Origin of the sequence: Accumulibacter sp., from assembly GCF_029255285.1 — a bacterium.
Taxonomy (GTDB): Bacteria; Pseudomonadota; Gammaproteobacteria; order Burkholderiales; family Rhodocyclaceae; genus Accumulibacter.
In genome coordinates this window covers 1-15,563 of sequence record NZ_JAPUVI010000108.1, presented here as the reverse complement: position 1 = coordinate 15,563, position 15,563 = coordinate 1, and the positions used below count along the sequence as shown (strand labels likewise).

13 protein-coding genes and 1 pseudogene are annotated in these 15,563 nt (G+C 64.4%); 6 read left to right on the top strand and 8 right to left on the bottom strand.

Translation table 11 applies throughout. The features are described from left to right. Nucleotides 1–49: 49 nt before the first annotated feature. The 7 genes from Q1M07_RS17080 to Q1M07_RS17050 all read right to left on the bottom strand — a co-directional run bounded on the left by Q1M07_RS17080 (nucleotide 50) and on the right by Q1M07_RS17050 (nucleotide 6,402). Nucleotides 50–652 carry a DUF3047 domain-containing protein gene (locus tag Q1M07_RS17080; RefSeq protein ID WP_300455820.1) on the bottom strand — a complete coding sequence of 201 codons (603 nt, stop codon included), beginning with the start codon at nucleotides 650–652 and terminating at the stop codon, nucleotides 50–52. Between the two features lie 164 nt (nucleotides 653–816). Beyond that, nucleotides 817–1,476: a TIGR04282 family arsenosugar biosynthesis glycosyltransferase gene (locus Q1M07_RS17075; RefSeq protein WP_300455817.1), complete on the bottom strand. Its 660-nt coding sequence runs from the start codon at nucleotides 1,474–1,476 to the stop codon at nucleotides 817–819. Further along, a complete protein-coding gene (locus tag Q1M07_RS17070; RefSeq protein ID WP_300455814.1) occupies nucleotides 1,451–2,161 on the bottom strand; it encodes a TIGR04283 family arsenosugar biosynthesis glycosyltransferase in 711 nt (236 codons plus the stop codon). The genes Q1M07_RS17075 and Q1M07_RS17070 overlap by 26 nt, the downstream gene beginning before the upstream one ends. 193 nt (nucleotides 2,162–2,354) lie before the next feature. Next, entirely contained in the window at nucleotides 2,355–3,587 is a 1,233-nt protein-coding gene (gene purT, locus Q1M07_RS17065; protein WP_300455811.1) for a formate-dependent phosphoribosylglycinamide formyltransferase, read from the bottom strand. An 81-nt stretch (nucleotides 3,588–3,668) separates the two neighbouring features. Then, a complete protein-coding gene (locus Q1M07_RS17060; protein WP_300455808.1) occupies nucleotides 3,669–4,667 on the bottom strand; it encodes a ParB/Srx family N-terminal domain-containing protein in 999 nt (332 codons plus the stop codon). Between the two features lie 157 nt (nucleotides 4,668–4,824). Then, nucleotides 4,825–5,619: a hypothetical protein gene (locus tag Q1M07_RS17055; RefSeq protein WP_300455805.1), complete on the bottom strand. Its 795-nt coding sequence runs from the start codon at nucleotides 5,617–5,619 to the stop codon at nucleotides 4,825–4,827. Nucleotides 5,620–5,688: 69 nt separating this feature from the next. Further along, on the bottom strand, nucleotides 5,689–6,402 hold the full coding sequence (locus Q1M07_RS17050) for an alanyl-tRNA editing protein (protein ID WP_300455802.1): 714 nt from the start codon (nucleotides 6,400–6,402) through the stop codon (nucleotides 5,689–5,691). A 270-nt stretch (nucleotides 6,403–6,672) separates the two neighbouring features. Between Q1M07_RS17050 and mutS the strand changes: the two genes are divergently transcribed. The 6 genes from mutS (at nucleotide 6,673) to Q1M07_RS17020 (ending at nucleotide 14,330) form a co-directional block, all read left to right on the top strand. Then, a complete protein-coding gene (gene mutS / locus Q1M07_RS17045; protein ID WP_300455799.1) occupies nucleotides 6,673–9,219 on the top strand; it encodes a DNA mismatch repair protein MutS in 2,547 nt (848 codons plus the stop codon). After that, nucleotides 9,216–10,211 (top strand): metallophosphoesterase family protein, encoded by a 996-nt coding sequence (locus Q1M07_RS17040; protein WP_300455797.1) that lies wholly within the window; start codon nucleotides 9,216–9,218, stop codon nucleotides 10,209–10,211. Before mutS ends, Q1M07_RS17040 begins: the two co-directional genes overlap by 4 nt. 30 nt (nucleotides 10,212–10,241) lie before the next feature. Then, on the top strand, nucleotides 10,242–11,381 hold the full coding sequence (locus tag Q1M07_RS17035; protein ID WP_300455795.1) for an ABC transporter substrate-binding protein: 1,140 nt from the start codon (nucleotides 10,242–10,244) through the stop codon (nucleotides 11,379–11,381). Nucleotides 11,382–11,589: 208 nt separating this feature from the next. Then, nucleotides 11,590–11,793, top strand: a complete 204-nt coding sequence (locus Q1M07_RS17030; protein ID WP_300455792.1) for a hypothetical protein — start codon at nucleotides 11,590–11,592, stop codon at nucleotides 11,791–11,793. Then, nucleotides 11,790–13,592, top strand: coding sequence for an asparagine synthase-related protein (locus tag Q1M07_RS17025; protein WP_300455789.1), 1,803 nt, complete (start codon nucleotides 11,790–11,792; stop codon nucleotides 13,590–13,592). Before Q1M07_RS17030 ends, Q1M07_RS17025 begins: the two co-directional genes overlap by 4 nt. Before the next feature lie 90 nt (nucleotides 13,593–13,682). After that, on the top strand, nucleotides 13,683–14,330 hold the full coding sequence (locus Q1M07_RS17020) for a class I SAM-dependent methyltransferase (RefSeq protein WP_300455786.1): 648 nt from the start codon (nucleotides 13,683–13,685) through the stop codon (nucleotides 14,328–14,330). Between the two features lie 28 nt (nucleotides 14,331–14,358). Here Q1M07_RS17020 and Q1M07_RS17015 read toward each other — a convergent pair. Continuing rightward, nucleotides 14,359–15,484: pseudogene (locus Q1M07_RS17015) on the bottom strand (ISAs1 family transposase). Nucleotides 15,485–15,563 lie beyond the last annotated feature (79 nt).

The following is a 15,563-nucleotide window of genomic DNA, read 5'->3' as shown; positions in this document are numbered from 1 at the left end:
AGCCCGTTGCTGGCGCGGACCGGCGCCAGCAACGGAATCTGCTCCGAGACTAGCGACGCGCCTCGAAAGACAGATCACCAAAGCGGGCTTCGACCTTGCCGCCCGTATTGTCAGTATCGGCGGCAAGCGCCACACCCGAGACCGGTGGCACCGGCTCGCCGAATGCGGCCCGGAAATCGGCGGCAAGGTCACGAACGACTTCCCGCCATTGCCCGGCGCGTGTGTTTCCCGACTCGACGACGACCATCCGCAAGCGATCGGTATAGGAATTCCAGCCGCTCTCGCCGGCCGCCTGCGTCGTTCCCCAGACGTAACACAGCGCCGCAGCGGGCAAGTCCGCGCCGTGCACAAGCCGGGCAGCAGAAATCCTCAGCCGGTCGCCGAGACTCAGCCGCTCGGCTGGCAGATCAAAGAGTACATAGACACGGGCGGCGTAATCGTCACCGTCTTTGCGCCGCAGATCGGAACCGGCGACGGCTTGCGAAACCCGCCAACGCCATCTGAGCAAGGGCAACGCCGTTACTTCGACTCGTACCGGAAGAGCCAGACTGGACGCCGAACGGTCGGATGTGACGCGCAGCACCGTCACGCCTTCGTCAGCCACCAGATCGAAGCTGTTCGCCCGCTCGACCGCGGGCAAGGTCTGATGCACCCAGCCCGCCGGCCAACGCTTTCCCGGCGGGACGGCCGAGAAACGCGGCAGGTCAAGGCGCTGTAGGCCTGCGCCCTCGACGGTTCCATAAGCCGGCCGTGGGCTTGCCAAGCCAAGGAGCGGTACAGTCGCCAGCGCCAGCGACAGTCGTCGGCGCCCTGCATTCAACTCTGCCACGCGTCGAAACCCTCCAGCGTGGCCAATCGTTCCAGATCGACCGGCCGGTCGACGTCCCAAAGGACCGGTAACTCGACCCAGCTCAAGCCCGATTCTACGAGGCGTTGCCGCGTCTGCACCATGACTCGGTCGCTACCCCAGTCGATGTTCTCGAACAGCCTGGGCTGCGGAAGATTCAGCCCGACGAGGACATAGCCGCCATCCTCGGCGGGAATCAACACCGCATCGTGCTTTCCACCTCCCCGCTCGCCGAGCAAGGCGCCGGCGGCGGCGACCAGATGCGTCGCCTGTAGCGCCGGACAATCGGCACCGATCAACAGCAACGGTCCGGCCGACGTCGCAAAGGCAGCCGCCATGCGCGCACCGAGATCATCTCCCGACTGGCTGTGCAGCGCGACGCCGACGCGGCGCTGCAGCGCGCGAAAGAAGCGATGACTGCCATCCGGTGCGCCCCACAGAGCCACGCCGCCGATGTCCGCCGTACAGGCGGTAGCCAGCGCATGGCGCGTCAACAGGCGTTGCAGACGCGCCGCCCGCACGGCGCCCAGCCGCGGGATGAGGCGCGTCTTGACAGCGCCTACCGCTGGAGCCCGGGCAAAAACGGCAACGCCAACGGCTTTCTCAGCGCCGGCCGGGAACGTAGCCATAGCGTATCGCCAGTTGCCGCGGGTCGACTCCACAGTAATAGCTCGCCCGCAACCGCCACATCAGAAAGACGGTGCGCCATACGCCGTGCGTCTGCCAACGTCGCCCCGAAGTAACGACACGTTCGCGCAGGCAGGCCGGCCGGGCGATACGCTTGAGCCGGCTCGACAAGGCGATGTCCTCCATCAAGGGAAGCTCCGGATAGCCGCCGACGCTCTCGAAGACATCGCGGCAAACGAAAATCGCCTGGTCGCCCGTGGCGATCCCGGTCAAGCGCGAGCGCCAGTTCATCATCCTTTCAACAACCCGGAGCAGCGGATGAGGCGCGTCGATACGAACATCGAAGCGCCCCCAGGACACACCATTATCAACCGCCTGCTGGATCAGATTGTCGGCTTCCGGTGGCAAGGTCGTATCCGCATGCAAGAAGAGCAGGATCCGTCCCCGGCTAGCACGCGCACCAGCGTTCATCTGCGTCGCTCGGCCACGCGCCGACTCGATCAGTTGGTCAACGGCAGGCCGCGCGAGCTCTGCCGTAGCGTCGCAGCTCCCGCCGTCGACCAACACCACTTCCGCTCCACGCACCCTGAAAGCTTGCACGGCCTGCAACTGGGCGACGACTGTCGAGGCTTCGTTGAGTACCGGGACGATCAGCGAAAGAGATGGCGGATCAGTGGTGATTTCCATTGGCGATAGGAAGCTGGGCTCCCGTCCAGCCGGGTATTCGGCAAGGGTTTTCCGGGAGCGCCCACGTTGGCCGGCATCACGCTGACAATGAGCCTGCTGCCTGCCAGTTGCGAGGGTGGTACTGAAGGATAATATGGCTGGCACGTGAGCACGTACCAGGTAAGCGAGGCACGGAAAGCCATGCCAAGGTTTTCTATCCGCAACCCGAGCCACACGACACATCAACGCGCGTGGACATCGGTCTGACCAGACTCGCCGCCCGCCGGGCCCGCTGCAACGCTTGCGACACATCGTCGCCATTGGCCACGGCAACGCCCATGCGACGCTTTCGGAACGACTCGGGCTTGCCGAACAGACGCAGGTCGCTTCGCGGAACGGCGAGAGCTTCCGCAATGCCAGTAAAGGCAATACCGCTTTCCTCCAGTTCGCCGTAGATCACGGCCGAAGCCCCCGGCTCACGCAGGCTGGTGTCACACGGCAGGCCGAGGATGGCACGAGCGTGCAGTTCGAACTCGGAGCTGCGCTGCGAGCACAGAGTGACGAGCCCGGTATCGTGCGGTCGCGGGCTGACTTCGGAAAACCAGACCTGCTCGCCCTTGACGAACAGCTCGACACCGAAGATACCCCGTCCACCGAGTTGGTCGGTCACGGCGGCCGCGATACGACGCGCCTTCTCGAGCGCCAACGACGCCATCGACTGCGGCTGCCAGGATTCGACGTAGTCGCCGTCGACCTGGCGGTGACCGATGGGTTCGCAGAACAAGGTCCGCACAGCGCCGCTTTCATCGCGCGCACGTACGGTGAGCAGAGTGATTTCGTAGTCGAAGTCGATCATTCCTTCGACGATGACGTGGCCCTGCCTGACGCGCCCCCCGCTGACCGCGTGCTGCCAAGCCGCTGGCAGATCGAGCGCGCCACGCAGCACCGACTGCCCTTTGCCGGAAGACGACATCACCGGTTTGACGATACACGGGTAACCGATGCCATCGTCGATCGCCGCCTGCAGTTCGCACAGGGAATCGGCAAAACGGTAGGGCGAGGTGGGCAGACCGAGTTGCTCGGCCGCCAAGCGGCGGATGCCTTCACGGTTCATCGTGAGTTGCGCCGCGCGGGCTGTCGGGATGACCTCGGCGAGTCCTTCGGCTTGGATATCGACCAGGGTATCGGTGGCGATGGCCTCGATTTCCGGCACGATGAGCTGCGGCCGTACCTTTTCGATCAGCGCGCGCAGCGCCACACCGTCGGTCATGTCGATCACATGGCCACGATGCGCCACCTGATGGCCCGGGGCGTTGGCGTAGCGATCGACGGCGATCACCTCGACGCCCAGGCGCTGCAGCGCAATGATTACTTCCTTGCCGAGCTCACCGGCACCGAGGAGCATGACGCGCAGCGCACCTAGAGACAGCGGCGTACCGATTCTCATGATGGTTTCCCTGGCCCGAACGTAGGCAACAGACCAGGGAATCTAGGCGCAAAGCACGGTGGCGTCAAGCGCGCCTGCCGACTAATCACAGGGGGGCACCACGCCAGATTGAGGCTTAGGATTGTATCCCGCCCCCCGACCGACGAAGGCCTTCGCTTCCGGTTCCGCCGCCGCCTTCATCGCCGCAGGCAGCACGTTGGCCAGCTTTTCGCGCTGGGCGTCGAGGCACTCCTGATTCAGCGGCATCTGTTGTGGACAGGAGGCACCAGCCGCGACGACTGCCTGCACTTCCGGTACCGTGGCCTCGTAGGCGGCCCACTTGAACTCCACGAAGTAGGCGTTCGCACACTCGACATCCGACAAGCGCGCGGAGCAAGTCCCTTCGGCATCCTCATCGGTCACCCCGGGCGGATTGCACTTGACGTAGCCGCAGCTACCCCTTATCCAAGCGGAAAGCGTTCGCAACGGATCGTCCTGCAATTTGCTGATCTTGGGCGGCAAATCCTTCGGCGAAATCTGCTGTCCTTGCGGATTCTTCAACCAGGTCAGGTTGTCCTTTTCCATGTTCTTCCAGAACTCGTCCTCCTTCATGTTGGACCAGTCCTTGAGCAGGTAGGCGTAGAGTTTCTTCTGTTTGTCGGCGATGTCGGCATTGAGAACCGCAGTCGACAGATGGTGATGGTCGGTCAGATAGAACTTGCCACCCGGACCGCGCACCAGCGGCACCCAGCGATTGTCTTCGAGCAGATAGTCCTCCAACTTGCCGGCCTTGGCCTTGGCGGTAATCTTGCCCGACTTGCACGCCGCCGCACCCATGCCGACAGCGGATTGTGTCGGATGGAGATCCTTGATGTCGATCCAGCAGCCTTTCTTCTTCTTCTCCTTGAAAGTGACGATCTTGGCCGGCGCGCCATCCGAGGCGCCGCTTTCTTCGTCGTAGTCGACCAGCTTGACGACCTTGGTGTTCTTGCCGCACTCGGGAATCCGCGTCTCCCAGTCGCCCTTGCCACCGCCAGCGGTCGCGGTTATCGCCAGGCCGCTCATCAGCAGCCCCGAAAGCATTATGGTGATCGTTCGCATGCCTCTCCTCCTTGCTTACCAAGATAGAAAACACGAGAGAAAACGACAGACGGCGAGTCGGTCGTTCCACCGTATCCCGGCCGGAGTATCCACAGTGCCGGCGAAGCAGTCAATCGAAGCTTTCTATGGCCATTGGCGGCGAACGACGAAGCACCGCTCAGCGATCGAGCAGTCGCAAGGACTCGGCCCCTTTGCCGGGAGACGTTTTCTCCAGTTCGAGAACGGGTGGTGGTGTCGCCCTTTCCGGGCGCGGCGGCAATGGCACCGGAATGGGCATCGGCCGCTGGTGCGGCGGGCGATGGAAGCGCCCGACATAGCGCAACTGGAAAACCACCGGGACGGCGCGCGCGAGCACCGTTCCCTGACGATCGACGACCGCCGCGTCGAGCTGGTAGCGCTGATTCGGGGACGGCAGCGTATCGCCCCAGAATTCGGGCGGAATCATGAACTCGCTGGCCGTGAACCGCTCGCCGACCGGCCGGCCGTTGACCCTGACCAGGATCGCATGCCCCTCACCCAACTGGAGGGGCGGCTCGACGGCGACGCGCACTTCGAAAATCGCACTGTTCGCGGCGACGCTGCCACCGTCTTCCGGAAAGACGATCGCGAAACTTCGATAGGCAGGCGATGCGGGCAACGGTCCGGCCGTTTCGCCTGACGGCTGCCCGTGTGGCGGAGCGCCCTTGACCACCGGTGTGGGGGCGATCACATTGAGCGGCGGCAAGCTGATCGGTTTGGCACCCGGCGGTGCCTGATCGGAGTACACCGGACTACCGCCGGACCCACGGGTGACAAACACGTCCTGCGCCAGAACCGCCGACGCCATCAGCGACAGCGCTCCGAGTGCCACCGACGCCAGCAGCGGGCGCCAGTTTCCCGCCGTCCGATCGGGCGGCGAGGAGCGCCGCCCATGGTCGCGGCACAGCGCGCTTCGGTTGTCCAGCCAGCTCATGCGCAAAGTATCGAACAGCGCGGCTGTCCTGGCAAGGAACAACTCGCCGGCTTCGCCGCGTGGTCCGCTTCACTCGGCGAGGGCAATTTCGACACGCCGGTTGCGCCTGCCTTCGTTGCGGATGCGAGTCACGCGGATGGCGCCGATTTCGCCGATGTTCCCGACGTGAGTACCGCCGCAGGGTTGCAGGTCGATACCGGCGATGCGCAACAGGCGTACCCGTCCGGAGCCGCGCGGCGGCTGCACGCTCATGGTCTTCACCAGGTCGGGCCTGGCATCCAGTTCATCGTCGGTAATCCACACGGTCTCCGTTTCGACCTGGCGGCTGATCAAGGCGTTCACCTCGCTCTCGATCCGTTGACCATCGAGCAGGCTCATGTCGATGTCGAAATCGAGACGCGCCTTGTCGGGAGCGATGTGGCCACCGGTGACCGGTGCCGCCACCACGCAGGACATGACGTGCAGCGCGGTATGCAGACGCATCAGACGATAGCGGCGCGGCCAGTCGATTTCCAGCGTCAAGGTCTCGCCGGCTTCGGGTAGCGCGGCGCCGTCAGCCGTATAGTGCAATACCGCGTCGCGAGCCAGATCCTTGCGGGTGTCAACGATGGCAATGCGCTCGCCGTTGGAGCGCACCAGGACGCCGACGTCACCGAGTTGCCCACCGCCCAGCGGATAGAAAATCGTGCGGTCGAGCTCGATGGCGTTCGGGTACACCATGACTACTTGCCCGTCGGCCGTACGCCGGTACGCGTCGTCACGGAACATCAATTCTGTAGTCATGGAAATCTCCTTGGCAAGTTGGGCCGCCCCTACCGGCCCAGGTAGAATCGGACCGCACGTGGAGCCGAAGCGCGATGGCCGGGCAACACGGGAAAGGGCGTGCCATTCTGCCACAAGCCGTCGCCACCGCGGCGTCCGTCGGCAGCACTCGACAAGCCTGGCAACATTTCCCTTCCTGGGCTAAGCTCCCACTTCGCCATCGCTTCTCGCATCTGAAATATGCCGACAAATCAACATGTAGCGACGTCCTCTGAAGCCGACCACACGCCCATGATGCGGCAGTACCGGCGCCTCAAGGCACAGCATCCGGATCTCCTGCTGTTCTACCGGATGGGCGATTTCTACGAGCTCTTCTTCGACGACGCAGAAAAGGCTTCCCGCCTCCTCGGCATCACGCTGACGACGCGCGGACAGTCGGCCGGACAGCCGATCAAGATGGCCGGCGTGCCCTACCACGCGGTCGAACAGTATCTGGCCAAACTCGTCAAGCTTGGCGAGTCGGTGGTGATCTGCGAACAGATCGGCGAACCGACCGGCAACAAGGGACCGGTCGAGCGCGCGGTCGCCCGTATCGTCACCCCCGGCACACTGACCGACGCGGCACTGCTCGACGAAAAGCGCGATACCCTGCTGCTCGCCCTGCAGACGACCAAAGCGCTCGCCGGCCTGGCCTGGATCAATCTGGCGAGCGGCGACTTCCGGGTCTGCGAAGTCGCAGCGGGACAACTCGCCGCCACTCTCGAGCGCATTCGTCCGGCCGAAATCGTCGTACCGGAGCGCTTGGCTCTGAACTTCGCGCCGGAAGCGGCACTCACGCGCCAGCCCGACTGGCACTTCGACGCCGAGGCGGCCGGTCGCGAACTGTGTTCGCATTTCGCCACCCGCTCGCTCGCCGGTTTCGGCGCCGACGGCTTGCAGCCGGCGATCGCCGCGGCTGGCGCCTTGCTGCGCTACGCGCAGGCGACGCAGGCACGCACCCTGCCCCACTTGCAGGCGCTGGTCGTCGAACGCGATGCCACTTTCCTCGGCCTCGACACGGCGACTCGCCGCAACCTCGAACTTACCGAAACGCTGCGCGGCCAGCCCGCGCCGACACTCTGCAGCCTGCTCGACAATTGCGTCACGGCAATGGGTTCGCGGCTGCTGCGCCACGCGCTTCATCACCCTTGGCGCGACCCGGCCATCCCGAGCGCTCGCCACGCAGCAATCGCCATGCTGCTCGACGACGGAGGCCCCACTCTGCGCGCGCTGCGGCAGTCGCTGCGCGGCTTCGCTGACGTCGAACGAATTGCCGGCCGCATCGCACTTTTCTCGGCCCGCCCGCGCGACCTCGCCAGCCTGCGCGACAGCCTGCACCGCCTGGCCGAACTGCGCGCGCCACTGGCCACCAATGCGGCACCCTTGCTCGCCGAGTTGCATGGACAGTTGGCTACACCCGTGGCCGCACTCGATCTCCTGCAGCGCGCCATCCTGCCCGAACCGGCGGCACTGCTGCGCGACGGCGGTGTCATCGCCGACGCTTTCGACGCCGAGCTGGACGAACTGCGGGCGCTGAACGACAACTGTGGCGCCTTTCTGCTCGCCATCGAAGCGCGCGAAAGAGAACGCACCGGGATCGCCAATCTGAAGGTCGAGTACAACCGCGTGCACGGCTTCTACATCGAAGTGACGAACGCTCAGGCGACAAAGGTGCCCGAAGACTATCGCCGCCGGCAGACGCTGAAGAATGCCGAACGTTATCTCACACCCGAGCTCAAGGCTTTCGAGGACAAGGCCCTGTCGGCGCAGGAACGCGCCCTGGCGCGCGAAAAAAGGCTTTACGAAGACGTGCTGACCCATCTGCAGAGCGACCTGTCGATCCTGCAGCGTGTCGCGCAAGGCGTCGCGCTGCTGGATCTGCTGTCCGCTTTCGCCGAGTCGGCGCGGCTGCACAACTATTGTCGCCCGTGGTTTTCGCCGGCTCCCGGACTGACCATCGAGGGAGGCCGGCATCCGGTCGTCGAAGCGCAACTGGCCGCCGGCGAGACCTTTATCGCGAACGACACCCGCCTCACCGACGAGCGCCGGCTGTTGCTGATCACCGGCCCCAACATGGGCGGCAAATCGACCTACATGCGTCAGACCGCGCTCATCGCACTGCTCGCCCACATCGGCAGCTATGTGCCGGCGACACGTGCCGTCATCGGCCCGCTCGACCAGATATTCACCCGCATCGGGGCGGCGGATGACCTGGCAGCCGGACGTTCGACATTCATGGTCGAGATGACGGAGTCGGCGGCCATCCTGCACCACGCCAGCGAACGCAGTCTGGTTCTCATGGACGAAGTCGGGCGCGGTACGTCGACCTTCGACGGAATGGCGCTCGCTTTTGCGATCTGTCGCCACCTGCTCGAAAAGAACCGCTGCCTGACGCTGTTCGCTACGCACTACTTCGAACTGACGCTGCTCGCCAACGAGTACGCCAGCCTGGCCAACGTTCACCTCGACGCCATCGAGCACGGCCAGCGCATCGTCTTCCTGCACGCGGTCGAGGAAGGCCCGGCCAACCAGAGCTACGGGATTCAGGTGGCGGCGCTGGCCGGAATTCCATCGTCGGTGCTCAAGGCGGCGCGCCGGCAGTTGCGGGAGTTCGAACAGCGTGCTTCGATCAACCCATTGCAACCCGATCTCTTCGCGACGGCGCTGGCCGACGCCGCCGAGCGGCACGAGCAGCGTCCGCATCCGGTGGTCGACCGCCTGACGGCCATCGACCCCGACCAGCTCACGCCACGCGCCGCGCTCGATGCCCTCTACGAACTCAAGGCCTTGCTCGCATGACTGGCCGCCGCGGACAGTCGCCCGCCGGCTTGCTGGCCGCTGCCGTCCTGTTGCTCGCCGGGCCGGTGGTGGCCGAGTCCTGGCGCTTCGCCGTCATCGGTGACACACCCTACAGTTCGTCGGAACTGTACGAACTGCCACGAATGCTGGACAACATCGCTGCGCAACACGTGGACCTGATCGTCCATGCCGGCGATTTCAAGGGCAGCCGGGAACCCTGCACCGACGAAGTCTTTCTCGCTCGCCGGACGCTGCTCGACGCCTCGCGGCGGCCACTGATCTACGTCCCTGGCGACAACGAATGGACCGACTGTCGTCACCTGCCGGCTGGTCATTTCGATCCCCTCGAACGTTTGCAGAAGCTGCGCGAACTGTTCTTCGCCGAGCCACGTTCGCTCGGCAGGCACACGTGGCCAGTCGAAAATCAGCCGGGAGACTACCCCGAGCACCTGCGCTGGCGACTGGGCCCCGTACTCTTCGTATCGCTCAACGTCCCCGGCCCGAACAACAACTTCGGCCTGGGAACGCAACCCAGCGAGGAGTTCTCGGCGCGAAACCCGCGGCTGATAGAATGGCTGAGTCAGGGGTTCGCCACGGCACGGCACGAGGAAGCAGCCGGCATCGTTATCGTGATGCAAGCCAACCCGGATCCGAAGCGCCATTCCGCCGGCCTCGCACACCCTGGCTACCGGCCACTGCTCGACGCCCTGCGCCGGGAGACGCTCGCCTTTCCCGGCCAAGTGCTGCTGGTGCACGGCGACACCCATTGGCAGCGCATCGACCATCCGCTACGCCATCCGGATACCCATCGGCCAATCGACAACTTCACGCGTCTGGAGAGCTTCGGCTTTCCGCTGATGGGATGGGTCAAAGTGATCATCGATACCGATCATCCGCAACTCTTCCGCTTCGAGGTCTACCCACAGGGCACGCTTCGACGACGCTCGTCAGCGGAAGCCAATCGACACGAGGAACAACAAGCCGTAGACTGAGCAGGATTGACGCTGTCCGGAGGCTCGACCATGAAGCTCATCTCCTTGCTAGGCCAAGCCGTGGCCGTGCTGCTGTTGGGTCTGGGAGCAGCGATCGCCGGCAACGGCGAAATCGTCATCGGCCAGGTCGCCGCGTTCAGCGGTCCCCTGGCGCCGACCGGCAACCACATGCGAGCTGGCGCGCAACTGCATTTCGACGCCGTCAACGCGAGCGGCGGCGTGCACGGGGTGACGATTCGCCTGGTCGCCAAGGACGACGGCTACAAGAGCGAGGAGACTGTCCGTCTCGCCCGCAGCCTGCTGAAGGAATCGCAACCGCTGGCCTTCATCGGCTTTGTCGGCACCGGCAACGTCGAAGCGATGCTCGACCAGAAGGTGCTCGGCGAAGCCGGCATTCCGCTGATCGCCGTCCGCAGCGGCGCGTCGTCGCTGGTCCGCTCGGGCGATCCGTATCTCTTCATGACCCGCGCGAGTTATGCCGAGGAGGTCGAAAAGATCGTCGAGCAATACGCGACGACCGGATTCAAACGCTTTGCCATCCTGTTTCAGAACGATGCCTTCGGGCTCGATGCCCTGGCCAGCACGGAACGCGCGATTACCAAGGCCAGCGGCTCGCTGGTCGCCAAAGGCTCCTACGAGAAGAACACGACCGATGTCGCAGCGGCCGTCAAGAGCATCGCCGCCGCCAAGCCGCAGGCGGTGATCATGCTGGCCAATACGGCGGCCAGCGCCGAGTTCCTCAAGCAATCGCGCGCGGCGGGGAATCTGGCGCAGTACGTCGCGCTGTCGGTGACCGACGCGGCACAGGTCGTTAAACGGCTGGGTGCCGACCAGGCCGAGGGGCTGGTGCTGACCCAGGTGGTTCCCGACCCGAACAGTCGCGCCGTCCCCTTGATCCGCGAAGTCCAGGACAACTTTGCCAAGTTCGCACCGCGCGATGTGACGCTCAACCACACCTTCGTCGAAGGCTATCTGGGTGCCAAGGTGCTCACCGAAGCGCTGCGCCGGGCCGGCCCGAATCCCACGCGCAAGAAGCTCCGCGACGCGCTCGAAGCGCTGGGTTCTTACGATACCGGCGGCGTGGTCGTCAGCTTCTCGGCCAGGCAGCATGTCGGTTCGCACTTCGTCGACATCACCATCCTGAACCGCAGCGGAAAGCTGCTGCGCTAGCGCCACCGGCAGCCTCATCGATCCCGATGACGCAAGCGGCGTCCACCGGAGTCCCCCGACCGTCGGAACCGATTGCCGACAACCGACGCCTGCCGGCAGCGGCTCGGCGGCAGGCGCCATGGATGGCGGCGTCTGATGCCATACGCTACAATCGCGCACTCAGAATTTTCCATCAACGCGTGCTCGGCGGGGATACTCCCGGAGAGCCGTGCCGGTCGCCGGCCGGCAGCAGATGCTGACGATCCTGAACGCCGTAGTCGACTCGGGCGTCCCCTGGCCGGCAACGCCTGGCCAGAACTCGAGAACGCTTGCCGGGCAGCCCAAGGCAGGTCGCTGCAAACTGGCCAGGGGCGTCGCAGGTCGTCAACCCGACATTCACCTTTACCCCACGGCGCTGGCCGACAACGAATGAGAGACAGACTTTCTGGCCGGCTCGACCTGACCGACCTCCTCGGCCCCGACCCGGCGCCAACCCTGCCGGAATCGCTCGCGCTACGCGGCGACGACGTCGCGCGCGACGCTGACGTCGTTTGTGCGGTGCGTGGCACGCCCCAGGTTGACCGGCCGGTCGCCGGATCGTCGCCACCACGGGGCGCCGCCGCCGACATTCTGCAAGCCTGGCGCGAGCACGGCACCAAGCTCACGGCCCGCCTCAGTGGCGGTTACGCCTTGGCAATCGTAGATGCGCCGCGCCAATGCGTCTTCCTGGCCGTTGACCGCTTCGCCATCCAGACGCTGTGCTATCACGCCGACCAGAACACGCTGGCCTTTTCCGATCGCGCTGACTGCGTTCAGGGATACACGGACGAACTCGACGCACAGGCCATCTTCGACTACCTCTATTTCCACATGATCCCGGCGCCGCGCACGGTTTTCCGCCAGGTATGCCGACTGCCGGCGGCGCACGGTCTGCTTGTCGACCGGCAAGGAATACGGGTGCTTCGGCACTGGCCGCTGCAGTTCGACGAGCAGCGCCGGCCGTCGTTTGACGACGCGCGACGCGACTTCCGCCAACTGATTCGCGACAGCGTTGCGGCGGAAACCGCGGGTCAGCCGCGTGTCGGTGCCTTCCTCTCCGGCGGCACCGACAGTTCCACGGTCGCCGGTATGCTCTGCGAGGTCGCCGGCAAGCCGGCACCTGCCTACTCGATCGGTTTCGACGCGGCAGGCTACGACGAAATGGAGTATGCCCGCCTGGCCGCCCGGCACTTCGGCTGCGAGCACCACGAGTACTACGTGACGCCGGAAGACCTGCTCGCCAGCATCCCGGCCGTCGCCCAGCATCATGATCAGCCCTTCGGCAACTCGTCCGCTCTGCCCGCCTACTACTGCGCCAAGCTTGCGCGCGCCGACGGCTGCACCAAAATGCTTGCCGGCGACGGCGGCGACGAACTGTTCGGCGGCAACTCGCGCTACGCCATGCAGCGCGTTTTCGAGTTCTACCACTCGGTACCGGCCGGCCTGCGGCGCCTGATTGAGCCGATGTGCGGCGACGACAGTCTACTGCGACGGATTCCCGGACTCCGGCAGGCGACCGGCTATGTCCGTCACTCGCGGGTGCCGATGCCGGACCGCCTGCAGAGCTTCAATCTTCTGATGCAACTCGGCCCGGGCCAGGTGCTGGCGACCGAGTTTCTTGCCCGCGTCGATCAGGAAGGACCATCGAAACACATGCGGACCACCTGGGACGAGTGCCAGGCGAAGAGCCTGATCAACCGCATGCTCGCCTACGACTGGCGCTACACGCTGGCCGACAGCGACTTGCCGAAAGTGCGCGGCGCGACTCAGATGGCTGGCATCGAACTGGGGTATCCGTTGCTGGCCGATCGGCTGACCGATTTTTCGATGCGCCTGCCGGCCGACTGGAAGCTCCGCCGTTTCAAACTACGCTGGTTCTTCAAGGAAGCCCTGCGCGGTTTCCTGCCCGACGAAATCATCACCAAGAAAAAGAAGGGCTTCGGACTGCCATTCGGTGTCTGGGCAACTGGCCACCCGGCACTGCGCGGGCTGGCCGAGGATTCGTTGCGCAGTCTCGCTACGCGGGAAATCGTACGTCCCGATTTTCTGCAGCGGCTGATCCGCGACCACCTTCCGAACAGCCCCGGATACTACGGCGAAATGGTGTGGATCCTGATGATGCTCGAGCAATGGCTGCGTGGCCACGATTCTCCAGCCCCGGAAAGCACTGCCGGATCGGCTGGCAAGCCGTGAAGGGTTGACACGGCAGCGCAGGCGCTCGCTAGGCGGCGGGCCAGCCGGACGGAGATGCCGTACCGTTGAACGAACTGGGAATTGACTTCGATGGCAGACAGACCGACTCAGGTTAACGCCGACTCGTACCGCCGCCGGTACATGAGCTTGCCGCGCATGATCACGCACTGGCACCAGGCCAGCGAGGTCGCGGAGGCCACCCGGCCGGGCGGCAAGGTACTGGAAATCGGGCCGGGAGCCGGTCACACCACCTGGCTCATGAGACAGTGGGGACTGGATGTCACGACACTCGATTTCGACGAGTCGGTAAAGCCGGACATCATCGGCGACGTGACGGCCATACCGTGCAAGGACAAGGCCTACGACTGCGTTCTCGCAGCGGAAGTCCTCGAGCACATCCCCTTTCCCGAGTTTGCCAAGGCGCTCGCCGAACTGGGGCGGATTTGTCGCGGCACGGTGATCGTTACCTTGCCGGCCCCGTTTGTCGGCGGTTCCGCTTTGCTCAATTTCTCGGGGCTGAACGCCAGAGGTTTTTTCCTCGGCCTGCCCTATTGGATCGCCCACAAGTTCGACGGCCAGCACTACTGGGAACTGGGCAAGCGCGGCTACGGCATCCGACGAATCCGCCGGGTGATTCAGGAGCAAGGATTCCGTATCGCCAAGGAGTTTCGCCCGGCTCCTTCGCTGTTCTGCTATTTTTTTGTACTGTCCGCCACCGGCACGGATGACGGCCGCTAGGGAAGCGCAGGGTCTCGCCACTCGGATGTCATCGCCACGTAAGTCCGAGGATCCTTGCCCGGATGTTGTCATCCCAAGCGGCGCGTTTGCGCTTCATGCGCAAGCTACAGTTGGTCTGGTCGGTCGTGTCGAGACGGAGCAAGTTGAGAACGATCTTCTTCAGGAGGGAGCAATTCTGTGAGGCGTTGTCCTTGCGCACGGTGCTGGTATCCTCGCCGAAGCTGACGTCGAGAACCCAGTGAAGCCGGTTCTCGATACCCCAATGCGCCCGAACCGCTGTCGCGAGTTGTTCGGCGCTCAACTCACGAGAACTGACGTAGTAGCGCCGGTCCAGGTCGGACTCCTTGTCGCCCACCTGGCGAAGGGAGTCGACAAGACCGATCGTCTGGCACTTGGGCCAATCGCCCAGATTGACGACGCCTGCCGCGGGCTGCGCCGAAGCAATCTGGCCGGACGATTCGACCATGGGACGTGAGCACCTGCCGGTGCCGGTCAACCACCTCCGATCGAGACTGGTCGATGAATTCCGTCTTGATGGCGCCCAACAGGGTCGGTTGATTGTCTTTGACCGCCAAGAGGTAGTCGCCACCCTGGTCGGTGACCTGACGGGCAAAACTCCTCTGGCATCCCATCGCGTCGATGCTGACCAGCAAGCCATGAATATAAAGCGCTTTCAGGAGTTCGAGGATGGCGGTGATCTCATTGCTCTTGCTGGCCACCTTTTCCTGGCCGAGAACAACGCCCAGTTCCGTCGCGAAGGCGCTAACCAGATGAATCGCACTCTCGCCGCCACTGCCCGACCCGCGCACCGTTTTGCCGTCGACCGCCACGACGCCTCTCAGGGCGCCCACCACTCCAGTCACCCAGCGCCGGAACGCGGCCTCAAATTGTTTCGGATCCAGTGCCTGGAAGAGGCGCAGGAAGGTCTTCTCCGAGGGAACACCATTCCTGAGTACCAGAAGTTCACGCAGCCACGCCTCCTCCGTGCGGCCCCACTCCGCCATGTCTTCGATGGCGTCGCCGTCGGAGAGCACCGCGGAAATGGCGATCACAAGAATCTCCAGGAAATCATGCCGCGTCCCGTTACTCGGCTTCCGCGGATCGGTCATTTCACCCAAACAACGTACCAAGCTTGCCCCCTTCGTCTTGGTCATCCCTTACGCCCAAACGACGAGAGCAGACCCGATTTCCTGCGGGCTCACCAAGACCATGGCATAAGACCATGAATGTTAA

What these genes read in the sequence shown, in the direction of transcription:
- Q1M07_RS17050 (WP_300455802.1), bottom strand. Translation starts at nt 6,402, where the DNA reads ATGACTACAGAATTGATGTTCCGTGACGACGCGTACCGGCGTACGGCC.
- mutS (WP_300455799.1), top strand. Translation starts at nt 6,673, where the DNA reads ATGATGCGGCAGTACCGGCGCCTCAAGGCACAGCATCCGGATCTCCTG.
- Q1M07_RS17055 (WP_300455805.1), bottom strand. Translation starts at nt 5,619, where the DNA reads ATGAGCTGGCTGGACAACCGAAGCGCGCTGTGCCGCGACCATGGGCGG.
- purT (WP_300455811.1), bottom strand. Translation starts at nt 3,587, where the DNA reads ATGAGAATCGGTACGCCGCTGTCTCTAGGTGCGCTGCGCGTCATGCTC.
- Q1M07_RS17070 (WP_300455814.1), bottom strand. Translation starts at nt 2,161, where the DNA reads ATGGAAATCACCACTGATCCGCCATCTCTTTCGCTGATCGTCCCGGTA.
- Q1M07_RS17060 (WP_300455808.1), bottom strand. Translation starts at nt 4,667, where the DNA reads ATGCGAACGATCACCATAATGCTTTCGGGGCTGCTGATGAGCGGCCTG.
- Q1M07_RS17020 (WP_300455786.1), top strand. Translation starts at nt 13,683, where the DNA reads ATGGCAGACAGACCGACTCAGGTTAACGCCGACTCGTACCGCCGCCGG.
- Q1M07_RS17025 (WP_300455789.1), top strand. Translation starts at nt 11,790, where the DNA reads ATGAGAGACAGACTTTCTGGCCGGCTCGACCTGACCGACCTCCTCGGC.
- Q1M07_RS17075 (WP_300455817.1), bottom strand. Translation starts at nt 1,476, where the DNA reads ATGGCTACGTTCCCGGCCGGCGCTGAGAAAGCCGTTGGCGTTGCCGTT.
- Q1M07_RS17040 (WP_300455797.1), top strand. Translation starts at nt 9,216, where the DNA reads ATGACTGGCCGCCGCGGACAGTCGCCCGCCGGCTTGCTGGCCGCTGCC.
- Q1M07_RS17035 (WP_300455795.1), top strand. Translation starts at nt 10,242, where the DNA reads ATGAAGCTCATCTCCTTGCTAGGCCAAGCCGTGGCCGTGCTGCTGTTG.